This window comes from Leptothoe sp. PORK10 BA2 (assembly GCF_034932105.1).
Lineage (GTDB): Bacteria > Cyanobacteriota > Cyanobacteriia > Phormidesmidales > Phormidesmidaceae > Leptothoe.
On the sequence record NZ_JAYGIG010000147.1, the window covers coordinates 1 to 26,994 of the forward strand.

Annotated in this window: 25 protein-coding genes; 8 read left to right on the plus strand and 17 right to left on the minus strand. The window is 50.4% G+C overall.

Annotated features, from left to right (window positions below):
* Nucleotides 1-39 precede the first annotated feature (39 nt).
* Nucleotides 40-1,302: a type I restriction-modification system subunit M gene (locus VB741_RS23400; protein WP_323367635.1), complete on the minus strand. Its 1,263-nt coding sequence runs from the start codon at nt 1,300-1,302 to the stop codon at nt 40-42.
* Between the two features lie 474 nt (nt 1,303-1,776).
* Between VB741_RS23400 and VB741_RS23405 the strand changes: the two genes are divergently transcribed.
* Nucleotides 1,777-2,754: an endonuclease/exonuclease/phosphatase family protein gene (locus tag VB741_RS23405; RefSeq protein ID WP_323367636.1), complete on the plus strand. Its 978-nt coding sequence runs from the start codon at nt 1,777-1,779 to the stop codon at nt 2,752-2,754.
* Between the two features lie 25 nt (nt 2,755-2,779).
* On the opposite strand, the gene hsdR is transcribed toward VB741_RS23405, so the two are convergent.
* From hsdR to VB741_RS23435, 6 genes are all read right to left on the minus strand, one after another.
* Nucleotides 2,780-5,152 carry an EcoAI/FtnUII family type I restriction enzme subunit R gene (hsdR, locus tag VB741_RS23410; protein ID WP_323367637.1) on the minus strand — a complete coding sequence of 791 codons (2,373 nt, stop codon included), beginning with the start codon at nt 5,150-5,152 and terminating at the stop codon, nt 2,780-2,782.
* 147 nt (nt 5,153-5,299) lie between these two features.
* Nucleotides 5,300-5,746 carry a GNAT family N-acetyltransferase gene (locus VB741_RS23415; protein ID WP_323367638.1) on the minus strand — a complete coding sequence of 149 codons (447 nt, stop codon included), beginning with the start codon at nt 5,744-5,746 and terminating at the stop codon, nt 5,300-5,302.
* A gap of 337 nt (nt 5,747-6,083) precedes the next feature.
* Nucleotides 6,084-7,130 (minus strand): EAL domain-containing protein, encoded by a 1,047-nt coding sequence (locus VB741_RS23420; protein ID WP_323367639.1) that lies wholly within the window; start codon nt 7,128-7,130, stop codon nt 6,084-6,086.
* A gap of 355 nt (nt 7,131-7,485) precedes the next feature.
* The gene (locus tag VB741_RS23425; protein ID WP_323367640.1) at nt 7,486-7,875 is read right to left on the minus strand and encodes a DUF6228 family protein; all 390 of its coding nucleotides are present in this window, start codon (nt 7,873-7,875) and stop codon (nt 7,486-7,488) included.
* A 184-nt stretch (nt 7,876-8,059) separates the two neighbouring features.
* On the minus strand, nt 8,060-8,215 hold the full coding sequence (locus VB741_RS23430; protein ID WP_323367641.1) for a hypothetical protein: 156 nt from the start codon (nt 8,213-8,215) through the stop codon (nt 8,060-8,062).
* A gap of 266 nt (nt 8,216-8,481) precedes the next feature.
* Nucleotides 8,482-9,045, minus strand: coding sequence for a chlorite dismutase family protein (locus VB741_RS23435; RefSeq protein ID WP_323367642.1), 564 nt, complete (start codon nt 9,043-9,045; stop codon nt 8,482-8,484).
* 543 nt (nt 9,046-9,588) lie between these two features.
* Between VB741_RS23435 and VB741_RS23440 the strand changes: the two genes are divergently transcribed.
* Entirely contained in the window at nt 9,589-9,756 is a 168-nt protein-coding gene (locus VB741_RS23440) for an IS1 family transposase (protein WP_323367643.1), read from the plus strand.
* Nucleotides 9,757-10,006: 250 nt separating this feature from the next.
* Here VB741_RS23440 and VB741_RS23445 read toward each other — a convergent pair whose 3' ends face one another.
* From VB741_RS23445 to VB741_RS23470, 6 genes are all read right to left on the minus strand, one after another.
* The gene (locus VB741_RS23445; protein ID WP_323367644.1) at nt 10,007-10,684 is read right to left on the minus strand and encodes a hypothetical protein; all 678 of its coding nucleotides are present in this window, start codon (nt 10,682-10,684) and stop codon (nt 10,007-10,009) included.
* 115 nt (nt 10,685-10,799) lie between these two features.
* A complete protein-coding gene (locus VB741_RS23450; RefSeq protein WP_323367645.1) occupies nt 10,800-12,191 on the minus strand; it encodes an alkaline phosphatase family protein in 1,392 nt (463 codons plus the stop codon).
* 2 nt (nt 12,192-12,193) lie between these two features.
* The gene (lgt, locus tag VB741_RS23455; protein WP_323367646.1) at nt 12,194-13,027 is read right to left on the minus strand and encodes a prolipoprotein diacylglyceryl transferase; all 834 of its coding nucleotides are present in this window, start codon (nt 13,025-13,027) and stop codon (nt 12,194-12,196) included.
* A 2-nt stretch (nt 13,028-13,029) separates the two neighbouring features.
* Nucleotides 13,030-14,598 (minus strand): sulfatase, encoded by a 1,569-nt coding sequence (locus tag VB741_RS23460; RefSeq protein ID WP_323367647.1) that lies wholly within the window; start codon nt 14,596-14,598, stop codon nt 13,030-13,032.
* A gap of 73 nt (nt 14,599-14,671) precedes the next feature.
* Nucleotides 14,672-15,619, minus strand: a complete 948-nt coding sequence (rbsK, locus tag VB741_RS23465; RefSeq protein WP_323367648.1) for a ribokinase — start codon at nt 15,617-15,619, stop codon at nt 14,672-14,674.
* Between the two features lie 30 nt (nt 15,620-15,649).
* The gene (locus VB741_RS23470) at nt 15,650-15,982 is read right to left on the minus strand and encodes a hypothetical protein (protein ID WP_323367649.1); all 333 of its coding nucleotides are present in this window, start codon (nt 15,980-15,982) and stop codon (nt 15,650-15,652) included.
* Between the two features lie 289 nt (nt 15,983-16,271).
* On the opposite strand from VB741_RS23470, the gene dxr reads away from it, so the two are divergent.
* The 5 genes from dxr (at nt 16,272) to VB741_RS23495 (ending at nt 21,430) form a co-directional block, all read left to right on the plus strand.
* Nucleotides 16,272-17,468: a 1-deoxy-D-xylulose-5-phosphate reductoisomerase gene (dxr, locus tag VB741_RS23475; RefSeq protein ID WP_323367650.1), complete on the plus strand. Its 1,197-nt coding sequence runs from the start codon at nt 16,272-16,274 to the stop codon at nt 17,466-17,468.
* 136 nt (nt 17,469-17,604) lie between these two features.
* Nucleotides 17,605-17,814 carry a hypothetical protein gene (locus VB741_RS23480; protein WP_323367651.1) on the plus strand — a complete coding sequence of 70 codons (210 nt, stop codon included), beginning with the start codon at nt 17,605-17,607 and terminating at the stop codon, nt 17,812-17,814.
* Nucleotides 17,815-18,059: 245 nt separating this feature from the next.
* On the plus strand, nt 18,060-19,250 hold the full coding sequence (locus VB741_RS23485) for an acyltransferase family protein (RefSeq protein ID WP_323367652.1): 1,191 nt from the start codon (nt 18,060-18,062) through the stop codon (nt 19,248-19,250).
* A 420-nt stretch (nt 19,251-19,670) separates the two neighbouring features.
* Complete coding sequence (locus tag VB741_RS23490) at nt 19,671-20,750, plus strand: FAD-binding protein (RefSeq protein ID WP_323367653.1); 1,080 nt, start codon at nt 19,671-19,673, stop codon at nt 20,748-20,750.
* Nucleotides 20,678-21,430, plus strand: coding sequence for a GMC family oxidoreductase (locus tag VB741_RS23495; protein WP_323367654.1), 753 nt, complete (start codon nt 20,678-20,680; stop codon nt 21,428-21,430). The genes VB741_RS23490 and VB741_RS23495 overlap by 73 nt, the downstream gene beginning before the upstream one ends.
* 69 nt (nt 21,431-21,499) lie before the next feature.
* Here the strand turns inward: VB741_RS23495 and VB741_RS23500 are convergent, their stop codons facing one another.
* From VB741_RS23500 to VB741_RS23515, 4 genes are all read right to left on the minus strand, one after another.
* On the minus strand, nt 21,500-22,324 hold the full coding sequence (locus VB741_RS23500; RefSeq protein WP_442786441.1) for a M48 family metallopeptidase: 825 nt from the start codon (nt 22,322-22,324) through the stop codon (nt 21,500-21,502).
* Nucleotides 22,325-22,327: 3 nt separating this feature from the next.
* The gene (locus VB741_RS23505; protein WP_323367656.1) at nt 22,328-23,023 is read right to left on the minus strand and encodes a TIGR00266 family protein; all 696 of its coding nucleotides are present in this window, start codon (nt 23,021-23,023) and stop codon (nt 22,328-22,330) included.
* A 90-nt stretch (nt 23,024-23,113) separates the two neighbouring features.
* Complete coding sequence (locus VB741_RS23510) at nt 23,114-23,791, minus strand: TIGR00266 family protein (protein ID WP_323367657.1); 678 nt, start codon at nt 23,789-23,791, stop codon at nt 23,114-23,116.
* Nucleotides 23,792-23,843: 52 nt separating this feature from the next.
* Nucleotides 23,844-24,506, minus strand: a complete 663-nt coding sequence (locus tag VB741_RS23515) for a TIGR00266 family protein (protein WP_323367658.1) — start codon at nt 24,504-24,506, stop codon at nt 23,844-23,846.
* A gap of 815 nt (nt 24,507-25,321) precedes the next feature.
* On the opposite strand from VB741_RS23515, the gene VB741_RS23520 reads away from it, so the two are divergent.
* Nucleotides 25,322-26,569, plus strand: coding sequence for an S-layer homology domain-containing protein (locus tag VB741_RS23520; protein WP_323367659.1), 1,248 nt, complete (start codon nt 25,322-25,324; stop codon nt 26,567-26,569).
* Nucleotides 26,570-26,994: the final 425 nt, after the last annotated feature.

Genomic DNA, 26,994 nt, shown 5'->3' on the forward strand with positions numbered 1-26,994 from the left:
TGTTGGGACTAGATTGGCGTTCATATTCCAACTCTAGTCCTATTTCCTGCTTGATGCTCTACAACCTCCAACTGACAATACTTCAGCCCCTTTACTGATGGCCGAGGAACACCGGTTACGCCCATAGGACTTATAGCCTGGTGGATAAGGATGCTCAAAGAACCACACCTCTTTTGTGGAGCCGCCCTTATCAAAAAACAAAATATTGGTATTAATGCTGGTGTAGGGACTGAACACCCCCTTGGGCAACCGCACGATCGTGTGCAGATTAAACGATTCCAACAGCTCCCGCTTCAGATTGGTTTTTGTCCCTTCTCCAAACAAAAAACCATCCGGCAACACCACCGCCGCCCGCCCCGTGTCGGGCTTGAGCAGATGCATAATCAACGCCATAAATAGATCAGCTGTTTCTCGGGTTTGGTACTTTTTTGGGAAATTGCTTTCAATCCCATCCTCCTCCATCCCCCCAAACGGCGGATTAGTGATAATAATATCCACCCGATCCTTCGGTCCATAATCCCGCAGCGGACGGCTCAAGGTATTGTCATGGAGAATCTTGCTGGGCACATCGATACCGTGCAACATCACATTCGTCATCGCCAGCATGTGGGGTAGCGGCTTTTTCTCCACCCCATTCAGGTTTTCTTGCAGCGTTTGCCGATCCTGAGCGGTTTTGACCTGTCGATTCAGATGCTCGATCGTATTGGTCAAAAAGCCCCCCGTCCCACAGGCCGGGTCAAGTACTATTTCGCCCAGCTTTGGATTGATTATATCCACCATAAACTGCGTCACAGCGCGGGGCGTGTAATACTCTCCCGCATTCCCCGCCGATTGCAGATCCGCTAGGATTTTTTCGTAGATATCGTTGAAGAGATGGCGATCGCTCGAAGAATTAAAATCCACATCTTCTTCAATGCGGTTGATCACCTGCCGCAACAGCGTCCCCGACTTCATATAGTTATAGGCATCCTCAAACACCGAACCTACCACCTTCCCCCGAGACGACACCCCCGGCTTCGTCGCCAGTTTTTTTAGCTTGGGGAAAAGCTGATTATTGACAAACTCAATCAACTCCTCCCCTGTCATCCCCTCCGCATCCTTCGCCCAATTCGCCCAGCGCAACGCCTGCGGCAAGGGTGATTTATATCCGGGCACCGTCAGATCCCACTCCTGCTCCTTGTCATCAAAGATCTTTAGAAACAGCAACCACACAATCTGGCTAATGCGCTGAGCGTCGCCATCGACACCCACATCCTTGCGCATAATGTCCTGAATGGTTTTGATGAGCGTTCCAATTGCCATGATTCTGTAAACGAATGTGCCAATAAATTGAATCAAAAGTAGGATGCGTTAGCGACAGCGTAACGCATCGTTGCCAATCGCCTGTAACGCGCTACGCCGAGCTTTTCTGGTATGCCGGAGGCTCTACACATCCTACATCCAATGGTGCTTCGTATTGAAATGGGGGTAAGCGCTGTACAGCCTTGAATCGATGCGTTACGCTGCGCTAACACATCCTACCCAAAAATTCGGGGTTATAAAATCCACGATCCTAAGGGCTCTGTCCACAATCGACGTCTTCAGCAAAGTGACCAAAGCTATCCATTCTTTATCCCGATTGAATCTCGCCTCTAATCTTGATTAGGATCAGAAGTATCTTCTTAGGCTTTTTTCCCAAGAGGTATGTGTCATGCGAGATGTTTCTGCCATTGCCTGAAGCGTTCGCGAGTCAGATAATCGTTGAAAGTGATAGCAAAATATAGTGTCAAAAAAATAATGACGGAACATTTCTTAGCTTGGTGGAATGTCGAAAATCTGTTCTCGGTTGAGAATGATGGCGATCGCTCCGACAAATTGGCACGGGTAATTGGAGCAGAACTCGTGGGGTGGACTGCCAATATTCTCGACAAAAAGTTGACCCAGTTAACGTCTGTAATTAAACGATTGAACAGCGGCAAAGGTCCAGATATTCTGGGTCTAGGCGAGGTTGAAAACCGCAAGGTGCTAGAGCAACTGATTCAAAAGCTAGCGCCTTTGGGTCGAGCCTATCAGGTGATCCATGCCGATACCCAAGATCAGCGTGGTATTGATATTGCATTTATTTACGATAGTGCTAAATACAAAACCTTAGAAACAGAGGTATTTAACCACTTTATTTTGCGTCGCAATGCCACGAGAGATCTCGTACAAGTCAATTTTTATACGATCCCTGAGAATCGACGATTGGTGATCATTGGCAACCATTGGCCTGCTCGCTTGGGCGGCGAACTGGCCTCTGAACCCTACCGCATTATTGCTGCCGAAACCTTGGCCTACTGGCATGAGCGCATTATGCAAATTCACGGTAAAGACCAAGGGGTAGTGGTGATGGGCGACTTTAACGATGAACCCTTTAGCCGCTCAATGGTGGACTATGCGCTCTCAGAACGCAGCCCAGCGCGGGTAAAATCTGCCCGGACCAAAAATCCTTATCTCTACAACCTGATGTGGGAAAAAATGGGCCAAGGCGAGGCCACCCATGTGTTTGAAGGAGTCTCAACTGTTTTGGATCAAATCTTGGTCAACCGTCCGCTGTTGAGAAGTGAGTCTGCTTTACAGCTGGTGGCAAAGAGTCTGGAAATTATTAAATATCCAGAAATGCTCACGAAGGCTGGAGCACCCAAACGTTTCGGTCGCCCCTCTTCACCTAATGAATTTGACGTAACTGGGTTTAGCGATCATTTGCCCTTAGCCATTGTGATTAAAGAGAGCTAAGGGATTTTATTACTTTGCAATTCCCTTACGCGCTATACAGCGACTCGGTTAACTCTCGCACAGCTTGTTGATAGGCATCCTTTCCACCAAAAATTTTCACAATTTCGGTCGGGGTACCAAATTCAGTCAACGGCGCAAGGGTCAGCACCTGAGTTTCCTCAATTTGGCCAACGCCTGCATCAGCATACTTATCGAGCAGCGCTTCTAACACTCGTCTAGCGCGATCGCCATATTTTGTAAAATAATCGCGCTTTTTCACCCGCTCCGCCCGTTCTCTGCGGGTCAGCGGCGGCTGATCCCAAGCCACATGACAAAGCAGATCAAACGGGTCGCAATCCTTGCCCACTTCATCCGCCAGCGCCTCAAAAAAGACCCCTTCTTGAGCTAACTCATCCACAATCGCCTGTTTTTTATCCGCACTACTCCAACGCACCAAAAAATCATCCAGCGAGGCAAATTCCTGGGTCAAGGTCTTTCGGGTATAGTCCTTGAGCGATTCAGCCACCAGTTTCCCATCCGGGTTGTAATATTGCACCCGCTCCGCCACCACTCGCACAGCCACATTTGCCACCACATAGCGGCGCACACCGGGCGGATCATCAGCATCCCCCCCATCGTCCTCGCCGCCCTGCCATTCAAAGCCCCCCTCCGGCTCTGGATAATCGCCACCGGAAACTTCTTCGCCCTCTGGTAATTCTGGCGGCACTGGCGAATCACCTGGATCCGGCTCATAAATCTGCACAGGGTCGCCATCAAACTCAGGGTCAGCAAACAGTTCGGTCGCTTTTTTAAAGTCGATAATCGTGAAATAGAACTTGCCGTAGTCCTCATTAATCCGCGTTCCGCGCCCGATGATTTGTTTGAACTCCGTCATCGACTGAATCCGCTGATCTAGCACAATCAACTTACAGGTTTGGGCATCCACCCCCGTGGTCATCAGCTTAGAAGTCGTCGCAATCACCGGGTAGGTCGATTCCGGAAAAATGAAATTATCCAGTTCCGCCTTACCTTCCTCATTGTCGCCCGTAATCCGCATCACATAGCGAGAATTGTCAGCGGCAAGATCCGCGTTTTCATTCACCAACGCCTGTCGCATCCGCTCGGCATGGTCGATGTTTTCACAAAACACGATCGTTTTATCAAACCGATTCGTTTGCTTGAGGAAATCGCTGATTTTCTTGGCCACCAGTTGAGTGCGGGGTTCCAGTACAATCGTCTTGTCAAAATCCCGCTGATTGTAAATTCGATCCTCAATCTCATTGCCATACTTATCTTTTTGCCCCACACTCGGTCGCCACCCGACCAAATCCCGATCGATATCAATCCGCACTACCTTATAGGGCGCGAGAAAGCCATCATCAATGCCCTGCCGCAGGGAATAGGTGTAGATCGGCTCCCCAAAGTAGTCAATATTAGAAACCTCCTTGGTTTCCTTGGGCGTCGCCGTCAAGCCCACCTGCGTGGCTGACGAAAAATAGTCCAAAATCTGCCGCCAAGCCGAATCATCCGCCGCACTGCCCCGATGACACTCATCGATCACAATCAAATCAAAAAAATCGCGGCTGAACTGCTTATAGATCTTCTGCTCCTCTTCAGTCCCCGTCACCGCCTGGTACAACGATAGATAAATCTCATAGGACTTATCCGCCTGTCGCTTCTGGATCTTGGTCATGGCAGAGCCAAAGGGCTTGAAGTCATTGGTCATGGTCTGATCAACCAAAATATTGCGATCGGCCAAAAACAAAATCCGCCGCTTCGTCTTCGATTTCCACAATCGCCAGATAATCTGAAACGCCGTGAAGGTCTTACCCGTCCCCGTCGCCATCACCAGCAAAATCCGGTTCTGCCCCTTAGCGATCGCCTCCATCGTTTTATCGATCGCCAGCAGTTGATAATAGCGCGGGGTCTTGTCGCTGCCGTCGCTGTAGTAATCTTGTTTGACTAAGTTTTGCTGCGCCTCCGACAGCCCCCGATGAGCCGCCCACCAATGCCACAGCGTCTCCGCCAAGGGAAACTCATCCAGCCCGATTTCCCGCTCAATCACGCCATCCATGGCGATTTTGTTATGAAACAAAAAGCCATCGCCATTGGAGCTAAAGATAAAAGGCACTTGCAGCAATTCGCCATAGCCCAAACCCTGCTGCATCCCATCCCCCAAAGAATGGGTGTTATCTTTCGCCTCAATCACCGCAATCGGCAGATTCGGCTTGTAAAACAGCACATAGTCAGCCCGTTTATTCCGTGCCCGAGTGTGCAGTTTCCCCCGCACCAGGATGCGCCCATTCGTCAGCGAAAATTCTTCCCGGACCTGGGTCGCCAGATCCCACCCCGATCGCACCAAAGCTGGAGTTATGTACTGAGTGCAGATATCACGTTCAGAGAGCTGCTTCTTATCCATGATTCAACGGCGAACTTGTGCTTGGGTTCCAGAAGTCAATCAGTTCAGAGCGTTAGCTGAACTGAGGAGCACCATTAAATCGAGGATAACCGAAATTTACTGAGAATCGCACCCATGCGATGGTGCATGCCCTGCGTCAAGGGATTATTAAGTTGTGATAGCTGAGTCGTCTGATAATTTCACCGACATCAGAACATATTTTTCACGAACCTCAAAATTTGCATAGGCATAAAGTCTCTGAGCCTTGATGTTCGATCGCGCAACTTCCAGATGAAGTGCCTGTATTCCTTGTGCTTGCGCCAAGAGTTTAATCTGATTGAGAACTTGTTTACCTAAACCTTTTCCTCGATAGTCCGATCGAATATAAAATTCATCAACAAAGGCATCTTTACCTGCAAACTCAATACTGTATCCAATGCACAGTGCAATGTACCCAACAATTTGGCTGTTACAACAAATTAGCCAAATGCCACCCATTTCAGCATTTTCTAATAACATTTTCAGGGCAGCCGCTCTCTGTTGTTCTGAAAGGTTCACATCTTCGAACTGATGAAACTCTTGCACAAGCTGTAAAAGAATTTCCCAATCTGCCATCGAAGCTAATCTAAGTTCTGCTATCACTTGGATTAAGTGCCTTGTTGTGTTTGTTTTTTTACACATCATTACAATCCGCGCCTACTCAAAATATGAGCTCATCAAAAATGAACAGATCAGCGGCAGACTAACGGCATATTTGTGCGGCGGTCAATACCCTAGCTTTGATACCAAGCATCTTTACTCCGCCACACCAACGCAGTGTTAGCTGGCTGGCCACAGATTACCATCGTACAGGTTGCAAACCTTCTGCATGCTGAAAATGTATATCGAGTGTGACCAGCACTCAATCACAGCGACTAGTCAAACCAGACCATCACAGCAACATATTTTTTATTTATCGACCTGTCGCCGACGGTCGGCCAAAATAGAAACCCTGCACGTAATCAGCACCGTGTGCTCGAAGCCACTGATATTCACCATTGGTCTCCACACCTTCGCAGATCACTTGAACGCCAACACGTTTAGCAGCATCAATAAGTGCTTTGGTATATGAAGCTTTAAAAGAATCGGTGTCAACGTCGCGGATTAATTCCATATCAATTTTTACGTAGTCTGGCTTTAGCTGGGTGATCAATGTCAAGCTTGAATATCCCGCACCAAGGTCGTCTAAAACAATGTTGAATCCACGCGCTCTATAAAAATTGCATAGTGTCACTAAATCTGCAACGTCTGCGATCTTTTCTGTTTCAACAATTTCAAAGCACACGCGCTCCGGCTGAATCTGATTCTTTTCGAGTAGTGCAATGGTTGTCGCTAAGCAGTTTACTGGATCGTAGATCGCTGTCGGCGCAAAATTGATGAATAGTTTTCCACCAATCTGAGAGCGCACTGCACACTCAATTGCTGACTGCCGAGCAGCTAGATCAACTTTCGGCATGATTTCAGCAGATTTGGCAGTCTCAAATATATCGCTAGGTGGGATCAAACTCTCTCCACGAAGTCCACGAAATAAACACTCATATCCAAGGACATCATCCGGATTCATAGAGTGAACTATCGGCTGAAAATAGGTGGTATAAGATTTCGACTCGATCAACTCGGAGAGCCATTGCGACTGAATGAGACCGATAAATGTACTCAGTGACCGAACTTCGAAAACATCCGCAAATACCGACACTCGATCTTGTTCTTCGAAATATGCCTGAATGCCATTCGCTTCGATTTTTGTAAAAGGACGGTCAAGTAAATCCACTATCGAGAGCAGGCCTTCTTCCTGTACTTCTATCGCGATTAAATCGTTTTTTTCAGCAAGTTCTACGTTTGCAGAATTTAGTAAAGACAATGCCTTTGCTTTTGTGTGAAAAGTAGGAAATTTAAGATGCAGCATGCCAAATCCCTTCGGGATTCGTCTGCTATCGCCACAACCAGAACAATTGTTCATCGCCTATTCACTCACTAACTTCCTAGTCTTCATGGAACCTGGCCATAGGCTCAGCACCTTTACTATAGTAAATCACAGTAAATCACTGGCACCCACCAAATACTAAGGGTTCAAGCTAGCTCACTTTGCGATGCAGCGAAAGCAGGACCTGCGATACACGCATCAGCCGCGTCCACTGGCATCGGATATCAGAGACTCGGTCTTGGGAAGCCGCCGCTGGCGACTGAGTGGGAGTAGATGGTTCGAGTGGCGCAATTTGTACAAGCGCTGAATGCCGCCTAACGTTCACAATCACCGGATGTAAATAACCTTTATTCTAAACAGCATACCCAAAAGTTCCGGTGCATTGCGATTTTTAGCCACCGCCACACCATAGCCGCTCTGCATTTTTGGCGACAGCTTCGAGTTGCCCCGCGTCGAGTCCAAGTTCAGATTTAAGGTTCCATCGGTCTGAACTACCAGGATCGGAGCGGATGCAAAGCGCCACTATAACGTGACCAAGTCGATCGATGGTCAACGCGATCCGTAGCTCACCTTCGAGTGATTCCCACACCTTCTCTCCGCTCCAGCCTTTCCAGTCGCGCGCGGCTTCAGCAAACAATCGTGCGACCCCAGAGCGGTCCGTATACGCGCACACTCGTCGTCTTGCAGAATGATCGGGCGCCATCACCGACACACAAAAATAGTCGCCATCGACGTCAGAGAAATCAAACGTGACGTCAGAGTTAGAGGAGGCTAGTCGCATCGTGCTCACGTGTGGCTAACGGCAGATTTGTGCAGCTGTGCAGCACCTTTAAACTTTAGCCAATATTTTAAGCTCAGGCTACTCCACCGCAGTGTTCGGAAGCAAATTTTCAGCGAGGGCTGCCACGATAGCAAAGCGCTGACTGGTCAGTTCGCAACTGGAACTTCCGACTCCCTCCGATCTCTCAACGCTGCTTACCCTGGATAATCCACCGATATCGACTAGGGCCTCGGCCACTGACAACCGTTGACAGAACGTAACCAGCGCCCGTTGGCAGCCCTCGCCTACCCACCGAGCGCACTCGTCGGTAACGCCATTGGCGATCTGGATACTGAGGCAAGCGCCTGCCGAAATCTCTTGGGACTAAGGTGATTGAGCTTGCGTTGGCAAGACTCAACTGGACGCTGCGAGCGACAGCTTCTTGGGTCTGGTACGATTGGCCATTGCTGCGCTGAACTCAACTAGACAACGGGCAATTGCAACACTGCCGATCAGACTGCTTCAGAGTCTCTCTCAATTGTAGTCGAACGGCTCAAAAATTGGCGGTAGCAACCTCGAACTCATTGCCAGTGACTCTCAACCGTCCGCTGCATTTGAATTATTAGACTATGTTCTCGAGATATCATCCCGCTCTAGGCGAACCTCAACTTCACGCTCCACATAATCCCATTCTTTGCTTGCGCGCATCCGTACCAATAATTCATCAAAAGCTTCAGTATGCTCCGGTGCGAATTCAAACCATGTGAGAAAATCAAATTGTTCTCCAAGATCGCGACAGTGAAGCAGCCGACGTGCAACCCCTGGGAGATACTCCAACCCAACAGCCGTATGATGAGACTCTTCCTCAAAAATTGCTCGCCGCTCATCTTGTGCCATTTCCCACCACTGGGCAGATTTTTTAATCGGAATCAGCACCGCAGAAACGGCTTCCGAGCGATTTAGCACAGGCTGCACTGCTTGAAGCACCTTGACTTCATCATGCATAGCATAGCGAATATTACTGGTAAAACTTTGTATCACCCAAGCACTATCCAAGGGCAATTTTGCGATCGCATCATTCACCACATTCACCCTTTCAACCAGCTCTAAACTAGGGCCAGAAACACTCCGCACTTCTACCACTCGCCATAGGCCTTGCTTGCCACCAATAAATGAATATCTATTGCTCATATTGCTCGATAACATCGCCTTTAAGATCCTTGCCCTTCTTTATTTAGCCTTCCGTGTGGAGGAGAGCTTGAATGATTATAGCCAGGTTAAAACGCCTTAAAATGAGTTTCGGCTAAGAAATGCTGGTCTAACGACCCCCATCACCCGTCCTAGAGCACCTCAAACTCTCAGCCAATCACCTCTCGGCGATAGATATGTATTGGGCTTGTTAGCTGGCGACTTCGGATTCCTCCTGTGCAGGTCTCCATAAAAGACCAACTGCTAACAGAAGCACGAAAATAAACGGATTGGTAATATCTCACGCCTTTACATAGCAAGCCTTACGACCTTTTTATACCTTCTTTCCGCTTAAGTCAGGGCTGTAGCATCCGAGATGCTGCACGGGTGCTTAACATTAGCTCAACGACTGTGATTGAAGAATTAACAAAAAGAATGCTCTCTTGAATCAGTCAATCAACCGTTGTTAGAGCAATTAGAAAACGGCTTGGAATCGGTCATGGTAGTGCGAGCGAATGAGGCTGAAATGGAGATATGTGAGGCTTTGTGGGGTCTAAGCAACAACAACGTTGGCTGTGGTCTGCCATTGACCATCGCAGTGGCAAGATGTGGGCTTACGTGTTAGCACCGCATGAAAATAGTGCTTTGCTAAAGCTCAAAGCGTTGTTGCAACCGTTTGGGTTAACTCGCTTTTACGATGCATGGGCTGATTGAAATCGCAGATACTACACTTGCCTAAGATTTAGAAACTAAACGCAAGCCGTATGCCGCAGCAGACATGCAAAAAGACTGGGTAGTGAATGTAACCCAAAGACAGCTCATTTAAAAACTTACAAAATGGCAATTTTCTGACTCAGGATACTGTTAACGAGGGAACTATTCGTCCAATTGCGTTCCCAGACACAGCAATTGACGGTCACAAGTTAGTCAGTATCCTAGAGTGCTATGAAAAATAGGAGCGTTTCTAACGAAAGATGCAAGTAACGCCGGACCATAGATCGGTAATAACGCCATTCGGCTCATTGGCATCCAATAAACCAAACAAGCTGTTGGATGCATCAAACTCCGTTCCCAGAGAGCTTTCGATCACCCCAACATCATAGTTCTCTTCCAAGTCGGCTAGTGTTGAGCCCAAACCAATACCGTCTACCGTTGTCAGGTTTGCACTCTCAGTATCTAAACGCACCGTCCAACCCACAAACTGATCATCCTTCACATTGATCGTAAACCCATTGGACCAAGTAATAAAACTCATGGGTCCAGCACCACACTCGCTATTTTCAGTGGTATCTGTAGGTTCTCCCAAAGAGGCAGAAATAGCAATTTGAGACGTTTCAACATCTGTTTCAAACGGAATCGTTCGCGTTTTTCCAGATTGCTGATCAATCACTAATACACCCTCGCCAGATAGGGCCAATGCTACACCTGTCGCCTCTTCTGGCGCGACGGCATCTGGATCATCAACTGCGGACGGCTCATCCACTGGCGTCGCTTCAGTCGGTTCCTGGGAAGTCGCGTCCCCACTATCCACGGCTCCACTATCACCAACGTCTGACGCTTTTGGCCCACAGGCTGTAACCGTGAACAGAAGAAGTAAAACCAAGGGAAACAACGCCTTGATGCGTAGGTTTGGTATCAACATAATTTTAAAATGGGTAGTTATTCTTACAGTTTTTCAAACATGATCGAATATACACCCTTGTGGTATGGAGTATTTTCGCTGAAACATAAAATTATAGTAGACCCAGCGTCAACGCTTATAACGACAAGACTTTGCCGCGTAAATCCTCCGGACCATTCAGCCCATAACGATGGAGCATCGTCGGTAAAATGTCATACATCTGAGCATTTTTTAACACCTGCCCCCCCTGGGGAGCTTGCGGATCGTGGAAAATCATCAGCCCATACTGGGCATGGTTCGCATCATCTGGTCCCGTGTCATTCCCTTTGGCATAAAGCTCTCCAGTACCCACACTGCCCACCGAACGCCATGCTAACCAGTCAAAATACACGAGCAAATCCGGAGCCATGCCCCGCACCTTCTGATAAGTCTCCTGGGGAATGTATGCTTTAACCTCCATGGGAGAGCCATCGGGGAATGTAATCGCTTCCAGCTGCTCAATTAGCTGTTCCCGAAAGGCCTTAAACTCTTTCAACGGAATTGTCCCCTGGGGCTCTCTTCCCTTCACGTTCAAAAAGATTCTGGCGTAGTAGCCCCCGGCTCCCCAGACTTGTGTCTGCTCCCAATCCACCTCCACCTGATCCAGGGCAGTCGGCTCACTGGGTTTCTCTTTTAAAGTGAGATAGCCCTGATCCATTAGCCATTCATTGATGCAAATCCCCCCCATCAACGGCTGGGCTCCATGGTCCGAGACCACTAACACGGCGGTGTCGTCATCACATTGGGTCAATAACTGCCCCACCCGCTGATCCACATAGCAGTAGTAATCATGGATCGCGGTGGAGAAGGGCATGCCGGGTACATAGTCGGGATGGCGGGGGTCCATGGGTTTCCAAAAGGCATGGTGGATGCGATCCACCCCCATGTCCACCAGCATGAGAAAGTCGGGCTGGTCCTGGGCAATTAGCTTTTCCGCTAGGGTAAAGCGTTGGTCGCATAGCTTATGGATGTTCGACAGAATCTCGGCCTTATCTTCTGAGCGAAACTCAGGCACATCCATCATGAAATCGGGCATCCAGCGCCGAATCTGCTCCCCTAGCTCGGGTGGATGAGTAAAGGTGACCTGGGGGCTTGGGGTGAGAAAGCAAGACACCATGGAACCATTTACCTTATAGGGAGGGGATGTTCCCGGCACGCTGAGGGCGGCAACTTTCCAGCCAGCATCTCCCAGGTAGTCCCACAGGCGAGGAAAACGGACAGCTCGACCGTCGGCAATGGCCATGTTTTGATAGTCCCGCGTGGCCCGATTGCGAAAGCCGTAAATGCCCAGCTCCCCTGGATCTCGCCCTGTCATCATGCAGCTCCAGGCGGGCACGGTAATGGCGGGAATAGAGCTTTCTAGGCGGCCATAGCTGCCCTGGGACATGAGGCGGGAGAGGTTGGGTAGATCGTCTCGCCATTGTTCAAAGACAAGGGAGGGCTCCATGCAGTCAAGGCCGATGATGATGAGGCGGGGGGAAGGAGGCATGTTTAATAATTATTCTTCATCACGGTTTTGCCCAACCGTCGCCGCCACACTAGCGTTGAGATCGCACCAACAATGGCAATAAGGGACAGAATATGTACCACATTAAACGGGGTACCGGGGAAAAACCAAGAGTCTGTTCTGAGGAACTCGATAAAGAATCGCCCAAAGGGGTACCACACTAAATAGAGGAGCGATAGGTCGCCGGGGCGAAGCTGTCGGCCAAACCGTTTTGACACCCAGTACAGGACTAAAAAGCCGAGCAGATTCCAGACGGACTCGTATAAAAACAAGGCGTGGAATCGGGTGGATTCTGGATAGGTGACCAGATCGTCATAGGGGGCTAAACGATGGGCCGGATCGATCCGTAGGGCTAGGGGCCAGTCGGTGGGGGGGCCATAGAGTTCTTGGTTGATAAAGTTGCCCCAGCGGCCAATGGCCTGGGCAATGGGGAGACCCACTGCGGCGGCATCTAAATACATCAGGGTGGGTAATTGGCGGACTTTGGTAAACAGCCATAGGGCAATGCCGCCAAAGATAAATGCGCCAAAGATGTGAATGCCGCCGCCCCAAATTTGTAAAATCTGGCCAGGGTTAGCAAAGTAGTAGGCTTTGTCGCTGGACTGGACAAAGACATAGTAGAGACGGGCACCGAGAAAGGCTGGAATCAGGACCCAGATCAGCATGTCCCAGAAGTCTTCTGGATTCTTGCCACGGCGTTCGATTTCTTTGCTGGCAAACCAGGAACCGGTGATCACGGCGGAGGCCATGAGCAGGCCATACCAGTGCAAGGCAAAGGGACCAAATTCAACAATGGTGGGATCTACGGGGGGATACATGATTACTCTTCTAGATAGCCAAGGTCTTTGAGGCGACGGCGCACCTCGGGGTCGTCAAAGCCGGTGGCGCGAGCCTGGGAATATAATGCTCGGTGCTCTTCGGCATCTTGACCAAAGGCGGATAGGGAATCTTGTAGGGATTCCACCATCTCGGGAAAAATCTCACTCAGGTCTAAACTCTCGCTCGGATCATCCTGGACATCGTAAAGTTGGGGAGGGTTTTGGGCAGTCTCAATCAGCTTGTGGTTACCTACCCATACAGCCCGCCGGGTTTGGTCGCAGGCATGTTGGGAGATGAGTTCTGGCTGACGTTTTTGAATCAGGTTCAGGACATTTTGGGGGGTAATGGCTTCGGCGTACACACGGCGTTCGGGGGCAACCTCCGGGAGAGTTTGGCTGTTGTCTGGGTGTTCTAGGCTCAGTTCAGCTTCTTCTGGGGTAGCCAGTCCGGCGGCAGCCAATACCGTATGGAAGAGGCAGCGGGTGGAGACAACGTCATCTCGCAGGGTGCCCCGTTCAATAGTATCGGTGGGGTCATGGATGATCAGGGGAACCTGGACCAGCTCATTATAGATGGAGAGACTGTGACCAATGAGTTGTTTCTCTCCTAAATGTTCACCGTGATCGGCACAGACAACAACATAGGTATTGTCCAGACAACCCGATTGTTTAAGCTGATCTAAAAACTCTCCCACTTGGACATCTTGGGCAGCAACTTCCGCGTCGTACATGCCATCGAGGGTGTCTTTTTGTTGTTCTCCTAGGGAGCCCACCAGGGGAGCTAGCCAGCCGTATACATCGCTATTAAAGCGGCGCAGGTAGGTTTGGGCATCGCGATTTTTGAGGACATGGGGGGCAAATTTTTCGATGTATTCCCGCGGAGGGTGGTACGGCATGTGGGTACCCATCAGATTGATGAAGGTGAAAACGGGCTGGCCTGAGTCCACTCCTTTGCGCTCAATCAACAGCTTGGCGGCATCGTCGAGGGATTTGCGGGTGTTGCCTTTGAAGCTGAGTGCCGTTTGCCATAGGGGCACCATCAGGGGGGTAAAGGATAGGGATAGCAGCCAGTCGGACCGGGCAAAGGCGTCTTGCACCTGATTGAGGACATTGGCCAGAATGCGCTTAAACAGCTGGCGATATTTGTCTAAAAAGCTGGAGGGCACACCGGCTTGGTTGGGTTTGGAACTGAGCAGGCCACTGTAGTTGAGAAAGCTGTAAAACCCACGGCGCAATCCGTTGTTGATGACGCCTACCAGGGGGTTATTGCAAAAGGCGGCGGTGTAGTAGCCCCCGTCCTGCAGCCGTTCTGCCAAGGTTTTGAGGTGGGGCGGCATAACGGAGTAGGACTGCTGCATCTGATGCTGCGATGGGTACAGCCCGGTGAACATGGAGGCGTGGGAGGGGATAGTCCATTGTCCGGGTGCGATCGCAACCTTAAACCGCGTTGCTCCCGCCGCAAATGCATCAATATTCGGCGACGTCGGCTTTTCATAGCCGTAACATGACAAGCGATCCACACGTTGAGTGTCGAGCACCAAGAAAATGATATCCGGTTGATTTGAGGACATTGAACCGCAGGGTAGCTTAATGACAAGCAGTACTAACCCAGTCTAGAGTATCAAGCCGATGGCCGTGGCTGATTTATTCGGATCCATGGCTCAGCAAAAATGCCTCCACCTGGGGGCGAGTGGGCATGGACGGCTGCGCCCCAGCTTGCATCACCGATAGCGCCGCCACCGCACTGGCCCATTCCACCGCCCGCCGCAAGGGCTTCCCTTCCCCCAGGGCCACCGCCAAACCACCATTAAACGCATCCCCCGCCGCCACCGTATCTACCACCGGCACCGGGAAAGCGGGCACATGAAAGACCTCCGATGGCGAGGCCACCACCGCCCCCTGACCGCCCAATTTGACAATCACCGTGGCCGTTCCCCGCTGGCGCAGCACCTGGGCCGCCGCCTGGGCCGTGGTCACATCCTGGACCGCCAGACCCGTCAGCTGAGAGGCCTCCGTTTGATTGGGGGTCAAAATATCCACCAGGCCATAAAAGTCTGGGGGCAAATCCGACCGGGCCGGGGCCGGGTCCACAATCACCCGCACCCCATGCGCCTTGGCCCTTACGGCCGCCGCCTGTACCGCCACCAGCGGCACCTCAAACTGCATCAACAAAATGTAGGGTTCTAGGGGTTTGGAGCGGTCTGGCGAGGCCACCGGCAACGGCAGCCGCAATCCATCCGTCTCATCCCCATGGCCATTGGCCCCAGGCACCACCACAATCTGATTTTCCCCCGTCCCATCCACATTGATCAGCGCCACCCCCGATGGCCCCGCATCCACCAAAACCAAGTCCGTATTCACCCCAGCCTGCCGCAGACTGGCGCACAGAATCGCACCAAAACCATCGTCCCCCACTCGACCCACCATGGAGGTGGCAGCCCCCAACCGGGCCGCAGCAACCGCTTGGTTCGCCCCTTTGCCCCCTGGCACCGTGGTAAAGCCCGTCCCTAGCAATGTTTCTCCAGCCATGGGCAAGCGCGGCACCTGGGCCACCAAGTCCATATTGAGACTGCCAAAAACGATGATCGGCATAGGAATTAAATAGGTGTCGGCGTCAAAAACCTAGGGTTCCACACTACCCCAAACATCCCCCAACCCGGTCAGGGGGTCCAAACTCGATGACGCTTCCCCCAGTGACATTTCCCCAGGTGGATCATTTACCTGCCAAGGGTTAGGGGGACGATCGCTACTCCACCCCCACCAGGCAGTGCCACATTCACAGTGATAAAATTCCTGCCATTTCCGCTTGTGATTGTGGGTATACACCGGAGCCCGCCGGTTAATCCAAGCAGCTGTCGCCCCCGCAGCTGTCGCCCCACAGCGAGGACAGCAAAACGTTAGGGCATGGGTAGCGGACTCGGTCCATTGGGGTGGAACGGATGAAAAAGCTTCCATAGGTTGAGACGGTTCAGCTAGCGATCTCCTTACTCAATTATGGTCGTGTTTTCTAAAAGCGGGTGATCTCAGGCCCAGAACTCACCTGCTTAAGATTTTGTGAAAAGACGTTAAGAATCTATAGTTATAGAAAATCGATGCATTCATTTATCGGTTTTCGACGCCCGTAGCTGCTGCTCTCTAAAGCTTCCAGCAAATACCCCAGATGGTGAACTATGGGCAGAAAGCATCAGCGGGCGACCAGGCGCATTCCCGGTCAGCTGTAAACCTTTAGCAATAGGCAATTCCAGTGAAGGCAATCACTCTGCTCGGCTCCACCGGCTCCATTGGCACCCAAACCTTAGACATTCTCGAACATCATCCCGATCAGTTTCGCTTGGTGGGCATTGCCGCCGGGGGCAACGTGACCTTGCTCGCCCAGCAGGTGCGCCAGTTTAAACCCGAGATTGTTGCCATCCGGGATGAAAGCAAACTGGCTGAGTTAAAAGCGGCCATTGCTGATGTTGAGCCCCAACCCCAGATCCTGGCGGGCGCAGACGGCATTGTGGAAGTAGCCCGCTACGGGGATGCCGAGGTCGTCGTCACGGGCATTGTGGGCTGTGCCGGACTCTTACCCACCATTGCCGCCATCGAAGCGGGCAAAGACATTGCCCTCGCCAATAAGGAAACCTTGATTGCCGGTGGTCCGGTGGTGCTGCCCCTGGTGAAAAAGCATGGGGTAAAGCTGCTACCCGCCGACTCTGAACATTCTGCCATTTTCCAATGTCTTCAGGGACTACCAGAAGGGGGACTGCGCCGCATTATCCTGACCGCTTCCGGCGGTGCCTTCCGGGACTGGCCGGTGGAAAAACTCAAGGACGTCAGCGTTGCTGACGCCATCACCCACCCCAACTGGTCCATGGGTCGCAAGATTACGGTAGACTCCGCCACCATGATGAATAAGGGCCTAGAAGTGATCGAAGCCCATTATTTATTTGGCATGGACTATGACCACATTGACACCCTCATCCATCCCCAAAGCATTATTCACTCCCTGATTGAAACCCAGGATACGTCGATGCTGGCGCAGCTAGGCTGGCCCGATATGCGGCTGCCCTTGCTCTATGCCATCTCCTGGCCCGAACGCATCTTTACCGACTGGAAACCGTTGGATCTGGCGCAGTTAGCCACCCTCACATTTAAGGAACCGGACCACGCCAAGTATCCTTGCATTAACCTAGCCTACGAGGCGGGTCGAGCCGGGGGCTCCATGACGGCAGTCCTGAATGCGGCCAATGAGCAGGCAGTGGCCCTCTTCCTAGATGAAAAGATTCACTATTTGGATATTCCTAAGGTGATTGAGAAAGTGTGCGATCGCAACCGCGACCACCTCACCGCCACCCCGTCCCTCCAAGACATCTTGGATGCGGACCAATGGGCCAGGGATGAAGTCATTGCCGTTAGCGACACCATACCCCAACGTCAGGTCGTCGCCCTCGGTTCCTGAGCCCACTGGATTGGGGACTATCCCCCAACGTCAGGTCGTCGCCCTCGGTTCTTAGGGGCTCAGCCCAGAGCTAGATGCCATCGGTCTAAAGACCATAGGTTAAGATTAAACCCGTCCCCCATCGGAATCGTTGTCCATGGAACTTGCGGTCGTCATCGGTGCTGTCATCATTTCAGTCCTTGTCTTCACCTGGCTGATCAAAATTGTTAAAGCCACCCTGAAGACTGCATTCATGGCAGCGCTCATTTTGCTGGGGCTGCAAATTTTCTTTGGCATTGGCCCAGAGGTGATTTGGACCACCATCCGCGACTTTGTCGGCCAACAAGCTACCAGCATAGGACGCTAGGAACTGAAGAAAAGCTAAACCTAAAACTCATTAACTCCAGCGAGAACTTCATGAGTTCCTGCCGGAACTAAAGTTTTGCCCATAGCATCTAAGTAATCGTGCGTAAGTGATCACAGTCACGCGTCAACATCTAAGTAATTGCACGGCGAGTAATTATACTCACGCGCCATTTCGGTGGATTACCATTGACCTCCGCTCAGGCTTCACAGTCTGGCGCAGGCCATGACTATAAACAGGGTTTAGCAATGCTATCAACAACAACCGTTCCCGTTTCTGATCACTCGACTGATCAGTTAAAGCCCTCTAGTCAAAGTAAACGATTCCCTTGGCTAGACATGGCCAAAGCCTATGGCATTTTTCTGGTTTACTATGGCCACTTTGTCGAAGAAATTTTAGAGTACAAGGAGTTTGCAGTAGAAACGGCAGCTTATCAACAATACAAATGCATTTATGCATTTCACATGCCCCTGTTTTTCATGCTCTCAGGGTTTGTTTATAAACATAAAGAACAACCTCTAGGCTCATTCCTGTACCAGAAGGTATTGACCCGCATTGTACCCGCTCTATTTTTTAACATTTTGGCCCTCGGCATTTATTTCCTCGATCACTTAGTACGGGGAAACAATGGATTTGCTGAAAACTATTCTGTGCCAAGTATCCTGGTGGACGTATTGACTGGATATCCATTTAGCAATTTTATCACCTGGTTTTTATTCTGCTTATTTACGGTAGAACTCCTCAACCATAGCGTTTATCCTTTCATCAAAGACAACCTTTGGAAAAGCGTTGGTTTAGCCATACTCACCCTCCTAGTGGGTTACTACTTGGTGGGTCTGAACCAAACCCTTAAGTCTTCCTTGCCTTTACGAGGCTTAGATACCTGGTATCTGAATTCATCCTTAATTGGTCTCAGTTTTTACCAGTTAGGCTTTATTTTGAAGCAGTCAAACATTGTTGCTTGGTTTGAACAGCCTCTCCATAAATATGTTGGTCTAGTAATCACCCTAGTCGCCACCGTAACCACATTTAATTTAAACCAAGGCCCTTTTCTAGACCCTAGGGGCATTGTCGCGCTGGCAGTGACCAGTTATGGCAATCTCTTTCTATTTGTCACCACAGCCATTATCGGTTCTCTCTTTATCATATTGCTGAGCCTGAGCCTGCCAAGCGTCAAAGGCGTAGTATTTTTTGGCAAGAATACCCTGATTTTACTAGGAATGAATTTTCTCTATGTCAATATTGCTACACCCATTATCGGCAAGCTAGATCCGTCGATTTTTGAGAGTTGGGTGACCGTTACGTTATTTACCCTAGGATTAACCCTAGTCAGTTTTCTGGTGAATGTGCCGATCATTCAGCTGATTAATCGGTTGGTGCCCCAGTTAATGGGTAAACCGGAGGCAAAAGGCCCCCTGCTCCCGGCGTTGCTGCGATAAAAATGATTACCTTTGATGGCAAGAACAAAAGACTTTTCACTATCGGGGGATGGGGCAAACGAAATATCTCATCGACGCTGAAAGCTGGGTCTAATTAGAAGGTGTTCATCAATGATTGTTGATTTCCCTTGAATCCTTTTCGTCCAAGAATTTTCAGACATTACAGTTCAAATGCACTCAAAGCGCTTGAAGTCTTTTTAGATCAATGACTTTGCGTTAGTTTACCAACCCACTCTCAAGTAATGGCAACTAGAGTAAAGGCAACTTTTAGCCATTCCGTTCGTCATTACCTCATTACCTCAATGCAAATTTAGCCTGTTCTTGAGGCACTATAGCGGTTCCTGAACTCATGAGGTATGGCTAGCCTTGCTGGTATGAATTCCGCACTGAAGGATGCACCTCACTCGACCGAGAACCACCATGAATAACGATGCACGTACCATTTCATCTGCAGAAACCCTGGACACAGATATCTGCGTTATTGGTGCAGGGCCCGCAGGTATTACCATTGCCCATGAGCTAAACGGTCAACCCGTCAGGGTCATGCTGTTAGAGTCCGGTGGTTTTGCCCCTGATCCTGCCGTAGATGCACTTTCAGCCGGTAGCAATGAAGGAGATCCCTATCCTACTCCTGACAATGTGCGCGAACGCGTCTTTGGGGGCACCGCTACTGTTTGGCCCATTGACCTGGGTAATGGACAGACTGGGGTGCGCTACGTCCCCTTAAATCCAATTGATTTTGAGAAACGCGAATGGGTCCCCTACAGTGGCTGGCCGATCACCCATTCAGATCTCGACCCTTACTATGCAAGGGCTCATCAGGTAGCTCAAACAGGTCCATATAACTACAATCCATCTGATTGGGAAGATGCCCAGGCCAAGCAACTTCCGTTCATCGGGAATCGAGTCACTACCCAGATGTTCCATTTTGGACCACGGGATATATTCACCCATGAATATCGCCAGCAATTAGAACAGTCGGCCAATATTACCCTCCTGACCTATGCCCATGCCCTAGAGTTGGAAACCGATGAATATGCTAAAACGGTCACCGGGGTTAAAGTTGGATCCATCGGTGGCCAACCATTTCGCATTTCAGCCAAAGTTGTCATCCTAGCCCAGGGAGGGTTAGAAACGGCGAGGCTTCTGCTACTGTCAGACTCGGTGCAAACCTGCGGTCTGGGTAATGGCCATGACCTAGTGGGACGCTTTTTAATGGATCACCCTGTGATTCGTCCCGGTGTTTTAATTCCCAAGCATCCCCAGGTCGTCAACCACCTTGACCTATACGATGCCCGATGGGTAAACGGCAGCCGTGTGATTGCTAAGCCTGTACTAACTGAGGCTACCCAGCGGCAAGAACAAGTCATGAAATTAATACCGCCATTTTCCCTCGCCCTGCTTGGGCTCGCTACAATCCTCTGCGCATGCTTTTGCCCAACGGCAAAAACCCATCCTCTCCAGCCCTGCAATCGGCACGGGTACTCAAGCAAGCCTTAAAAGCCCGAAAGTTACCCCCTAATAGCTTTAAACACGTTGCCAATATTCTGGGCAGTATTGATGATTTGGTGTACCGCACCTGGCGTACTGCAGGCAGTAACCGCTTTAGCAAACGTCCCTATTATCAATATGATTTTGACCATGGGGGTTGGTCCCAGCTAGAGAATAAGCCCCAAAAGTTTGGCTGCTTCGAACTTCTACACATTACTGAACAGGCTCCTGATCCCGATAACCGAATTGTTCTTTCGGGCGATCGCGACGCCTTTGGTTACCGTCAAATGACCATTCACTGGCGCTATAACGACATTGATCAACGCAGCGTCAAACGGGCGATGGAAATTTTTGCTGAGGAGTTTGAAAAGGTTGGCCTTGGTCGTGTGAAATGTGAGCTGGACCATGGCACCCCAGTCATCTGGACCCCCAGCATCCATCATCCCATGGGTACTACACGCATGCATGAAAGTCCTAGCCAAGGTGTCGTGGATCCTAATTGCCAGGTCCATGGAGTGTCGAACCTATTTATTGCCAGCAGTTCTGTCTTTCCGACCGGCGGCTACGCCAATTCAACCTTGACGGTTCTTGCCTTAGCCATACGGCTCACTGAGCACATCAAGGCAACATTCCTGAGTCAACTATGCTCGTCAAATTCTGTTCAGGTCAATGACCATAGATCAACGTAAAGTCTTGAGGGCGTAGCATTTATTGGCAAAAATACCCTGATTTTACTGGGAATGAATTTTCTCCTGACATTAAGACTGGGGCAATGACAACGGTGTTTTCTCACCTAGGCTATATCCTTGCCGGTCAATCAAAGCTTCCAGCTGACGTACCCGCTTTGGTGAGGGGGGATGGCTAGCCAAAATGGCTAACCCCGTACCTTCTTTCTCACCCAAACGCCTAAAGAAATCCGTCGCTCCAGCCACATGGCCATAGGTCTGGTTCAACAGGGTAAGGCCCACCCGATCAGCCTGTTGTTCCTGACGTTGGGAGAACTGAGCATTGGATAGGGTGGCAATACTGCTGGTGGCAATGGACCCCAGGGAACCAAAGTCACCGAATAAGGCCGATAGGGAAAGACTAATTAAAACCTGGCGACTCAGCCCCCGCAGGTGGTCTCGGTTCGTAAAATGGCCCAGTTCATGGCCCAACACCATCATTAGCTCATTTTCAGACTCGGCTTCGGCCAGTAAACCCTGGTAAATGATAATGCGATCGCCAGGAATAGCCAAGGCATTCACCGTCTCTTCGGGGATATAAAGCACCTGGTAATCCCGTTCCGTGCGTTGGTCGGCGGGCAAATGTACTTCTAATCGATCCAGTAGTTGATTGAGCTTATCCTGGGTGGCTGACGGTTCAGACTGGGCTTCATAAATGGGCACCACCACCCGGCCCAGCTGCTGTTCTACCCCCGGCGGCATAAACCAGACCAACGCCCCCGTTAACCAAAACGCTAGGCCGAGGGCTAAGCCAATGCCCGCCAAAAAGAGGATCAACAAGATGAACAACTGACGGTTATTCGGCGGTGGCGAGTTTTCGCTATAGGCCGCTGTTCCTGGGGGAAGTTCCATGGGCATGCTCTAGCTTTTGGTGGGACGGAAGGGATTGAGGAAGTTGACCAGGGAATAAATGTGGCGAGACTGCACCCACAGTTTCCCGGTACCACTAAACCGAGCCACCAGACCCTCACCGCCAAAGATACTGGTCCTTAAGCTCTTAAAGGAAAGGCCGCCAATCATTTCCACGTTATAGCTGAGGGTATCTTCAAAAGCAACGATATAGCCCGTATCAACCACGTAGCTACCCTCTATGGGAATTTCTAAAATGGCCCCAAAGGAGCTAAACCAAAAATCTCCCTGCCCGGTGACTTTCAATAGGAATAAGGACTCTCCACTAAAAAAGCCTTTCATTCCTTGGAATTTACTGTCCATGGTCACCTGGGGGCCAGCAGCGACGAATCCAGAGGATTGCACCATCAGGGTTTGGCTACCATCCAAGACATAGTGCTGAATGTCTCCAGGAACACCGGGGGAGATGTAGAGATCGCCGGGTTTTTCCTTCGCGGTAAACTCGCTGATAAACAGGGATTCTCCCCCCAGCATCCGCCCCAGCCCCTGCTTCCATCCGCCCTTGGCCTTAGATTTCATTTCAATACAGCTATCCATCGCCGCCATGGCACCAGCTTCGACGGAGACTACCTGGTTGGGCCGCAAGCTCAGTTTAAGGGAGGCATAGGATGGATTATGATCAATGGCGTAGGCAATATTTGCACTCATCTATATAATCTCCTCGTTGTTGTTGCTAGGTAGTTTTAGGTAGTGGATTATAGTGGGTTGATAGTGGGTTGAGCCCATTAGTCTCAGCCCCTAACGAGGCGGTAACTTGCTGCCAATCAGCCGTCCAAATGACCCTGGGTTATGGGTTTGGCAAAAGACTTTACCCCGTCCCCTAAATTTACAAACAAAGCCTTCGCCGCCGAAGAATGCCCCCGCCCAACTGTTGTTAGCCTTGGCGATACTGTAGTCTAGGCTGCGTTCAAAGGCGACGATATGGCCCGTGTCGACAACATAGCCACCGTCTACATCGACTTCGTAAATACCACCAAAGGCACTGAGTAATATCAGGCCAGATCCACTGGCGGTGAGCCAAAAGAGAGACTCGCCCGAGAAGAGGCTTTTGAACCCGGTAAATCCTAGATCAATGTCAACGCCGGGGGTGCTGGCCATGTAGCCCGAGGATTGGACGACCAGGTCGGTGCCGCTGATGGTATAGGCGAGGATGTCGCCAATCAGCTTGGGGGCCAGGTATAGTTCGGCGGCGCTGCTGCCCGAGCGAAAGACACTCATAAATAGGGATTCCCCACCCAGCACTCGTTTTAAGCCGCCGAGGACGCCGCCCCCCTTGCCTTTGCGCAGGGTGGTGCTGACGTTAACATGGCCGCTCATGGCTACCATGGCCCCAGCTTCGGCGATCATTTCCTCCTGGGGATCCATGAGGATTTTTGCGATCGCACTATCCGGCTGATGTAACAGTTCAATGTTCATAGAATTTTCAGCTGATAAAATTTTCTCTAGGTATCTCAGATCCCCTGTCCATCTAACGCAGCTTCGACCGTAGAAATCGCACTAATCCATCCGTACTACGGGACTGGAGATATATTTTGCCGCGTCCCTGCAATCGATTAATAAACCCTTCCCCCGAGGTCACCGAACCCAAGAGCCCCCCCGAAAGGGCAATGTTCATTTTGATACCCGGCTCATAGGCCACCAAGTGGCCATTATCCACCACAAATTCATCCTTAACATCCATCTCAGAGAGACCTCCATAAGCCCCAAAGAACACGATGCCCTTGCCACTGAGTTTGAGTTTAAACAACCCTTCTCCGGCAAACCAACTAGAAAACCCTGCCCACTCCATTTTCACGTTGACTCCTGAGGTGTGGGCGATGTAGGCCCCAGGCTGCAGGCATAGCTCATTCCCCTGCAGCTCTATGCGCGTAATATCACCAATGCTCGATTGGGTGAGCACCAGCTCCTGCGGGGCATCGGTCGGATTAGAAAATTGATTCAGGAATAAGGATTCGCCCCCCAGAAACGCCTTGAGCAAGCCGGGAATCAGCCCCCCAAAAAAGCCTGTGTTCATCGCTAAGCTTCCCGCCATACTGGCCATAGAGCCCGCTTCTGCAAAAATACGTTCCCCAGGCTGCAACGTCAGAAACAGCGTGGCAAATGCTGGCTTATAGCGAATTTCGTATTTCATCGCTAATTCTCCGGTATGTAGACGGTGAATAATCGGTCAATAAATCCTTTTCTCAGACTACCTAGATTCAACGGGAAAATAACAGTACAAGTTGATAAAACTCAATCTATGGCTCTATCGGGTGTCAATGTTCGCCGGAAAATGTGGAAAGGAAGCCTTAACCCGGTGCGGGCTTCCCAGTCCCTTGACCAATATGGGTGCAAGCGCTCAGATCGAGTATTTTGAATTCTTGTCGGAGAAACGTCCAGCTTTTAGTGGTTCTCCGAGGACTAAACCCTGTGCCAGTTTCTGCTATCCATAGAAATTGCAACTAAGTAGCTAGATAACTGTAGTTTTCTACAAAGTCCTCGCAACCACTTGCTCCACAAAGGGTTGAGCACCTAATACGCACATCGTAATCCAGGGCGACAAAGGCAAAAGGACACAGTTTTGTACGTAGGATAGCTACATATACAGTGTTTTGCTGTGCCACTTCAAAAGGCGTAACGGCATCATCCGAAATTCAAAAATAATTTTTGTTAGATTCAATTCGTTGCCAGCATTCCACGCTGTTGCTCCGTTGTTGACATACCCTGGCTGAGGTGTCAGTTCCATATTGTTCTAAGGTGCTGCAACCCACCCGCCGAGGCATCCATCTACCTATCTACTTCCCACTCACCGGCCTAGACTGAAAGTTTTTACCCAGTCGGCTGACCAGGCAACCTGACTTATAACAGTTCTTTTTTAGTTGTTAAAAGGTTGTTGTTCAATGTTCTCTACCCTAGGAAAATCAATCCTATCGGTAGTTTTATATTTTGTCCTTGAGAATCTTAACTATGTTGAATATCCGACGTTTTCAAACTACAACAGCTTTATTACTTGCCTTGGGTATGGGAGTAGGTGCGATCGCACCCCTCGTCACCCCCACCCCAGCTGTTGCCCAAGCCCAAAGCCAGTTCTCAGATGTATCCTCCAGCTACTGGGCCAGCCAGTTCATCACCAGCCTTGCCGCCCAAAATATCATCGCCGGATTTCCCGATGGCACCTTTCGCCCCGATGAGCCCGTAACCCGCGCCCAGTATGCCGCCATGGTGCGCAAAGCCTTTAACCAAACCACCATCCGTAACAGCACCACATTTGTCGATGTGTCAGCCGACTTCTGGGCCGCCACCGCCATTAACGACGCTTATCGCATGGGCTTTTTATCCGGCTACCCCAACAATGTGTTTCAGCCCAACCAAAATATTCCCCGGGCCCAGGTTCTCGTCTCCCTAGCCAACGGTCTCAACTACCAGGCAAATAACATTGCTAGCGCCAACATTTACCGCGATTCTGGCTCCATTCCTAGCTATGCCACCACCAGCATTGCCGCCGCCACCGAACAGCGCCTCGTGGTTAACTATCCCAATGTTGAAACGTTGCGGCCCAATCAAACCGCCACACGAGCCGATGTAGCTGCCTTTATTTATCAGGCATTAGCCAGCCAAAACCAGGTGGCCACCATTACATCCCCCTATATTGTCCAAACCAGAACCACATCCACCACTACCCAGTCAACGGTTGCAGTGGGCACTAGCATTCCCGTCACCTACCCTGATGGCAACAAGATTGTTCTCCTACCAGATGAGACATTACCCATCACGCTACAGGTGTCCGAAGCGATCACCAATAGCCAAGGTCAGATCCTGATTCCCCGCAACAGTCAAGTCATTGGAGAATTACGTCCGGCCACGGTCGGCAACCAGAAAGGATGTCAATTTGTTGCTCAAACGCTAGTCCTAGCCAGCGGTCAGCGACTCTCTTTACAGGCCCAGTCCGCTGTTATCACCACCACTGAAACTATCCGTCGGGGTGCGAGTATCGGCGAGGTATTCGCTGGAGCAGTGTTGGGGTCTGGAGCGGCAGCAGCGGTTGCCGCAGTCACCGGTGATGACGAGTTACAAACCTGGGAAGTATTGACCGGGACCGTCGCCGGAGCCCTGAGTGGACTGATCCTAGGACGAGAGCGTGTAGAGGTGATTTCGGTAAATCCTAATAGCGACCTAAGGCTCACTGTTAGCCAGGCTCTGGCACTACCACAATAGAAAAATTATTGCCGGGCAATCCCTTGTGATTGCCCGGCAACATTGATAGGCACCCATCCAGAATTTCGTTACCAACAATTTCACCGTCATCAAATTTCAGCAAATGTCTATGGTGTTCCAGGGCTGACCCAAGGCCCAGTCCACAGCCATTTATTGCGCGGTCAGTCAAACATTTTGGCATCCACAATCAGCTAGCCACGTTAGGTGAACCCAATTTTTTCCAAAACGGCGGGAAAAATTCAGCGACGAAACACCCAGCTTATGGAGAAACCTATATCCGGATAAAATAGGCAAATTAAGGTAACTACTCAGGCTTAAAAAATTAGAGAGTTTTCCCAGGTTACAGAGATTATCAGCTAGCGTAATCCAAATATAGGAATTGGTAACCTCCTTGAGCAAGCCCAAGGGTCGCATCAAACTCAGTG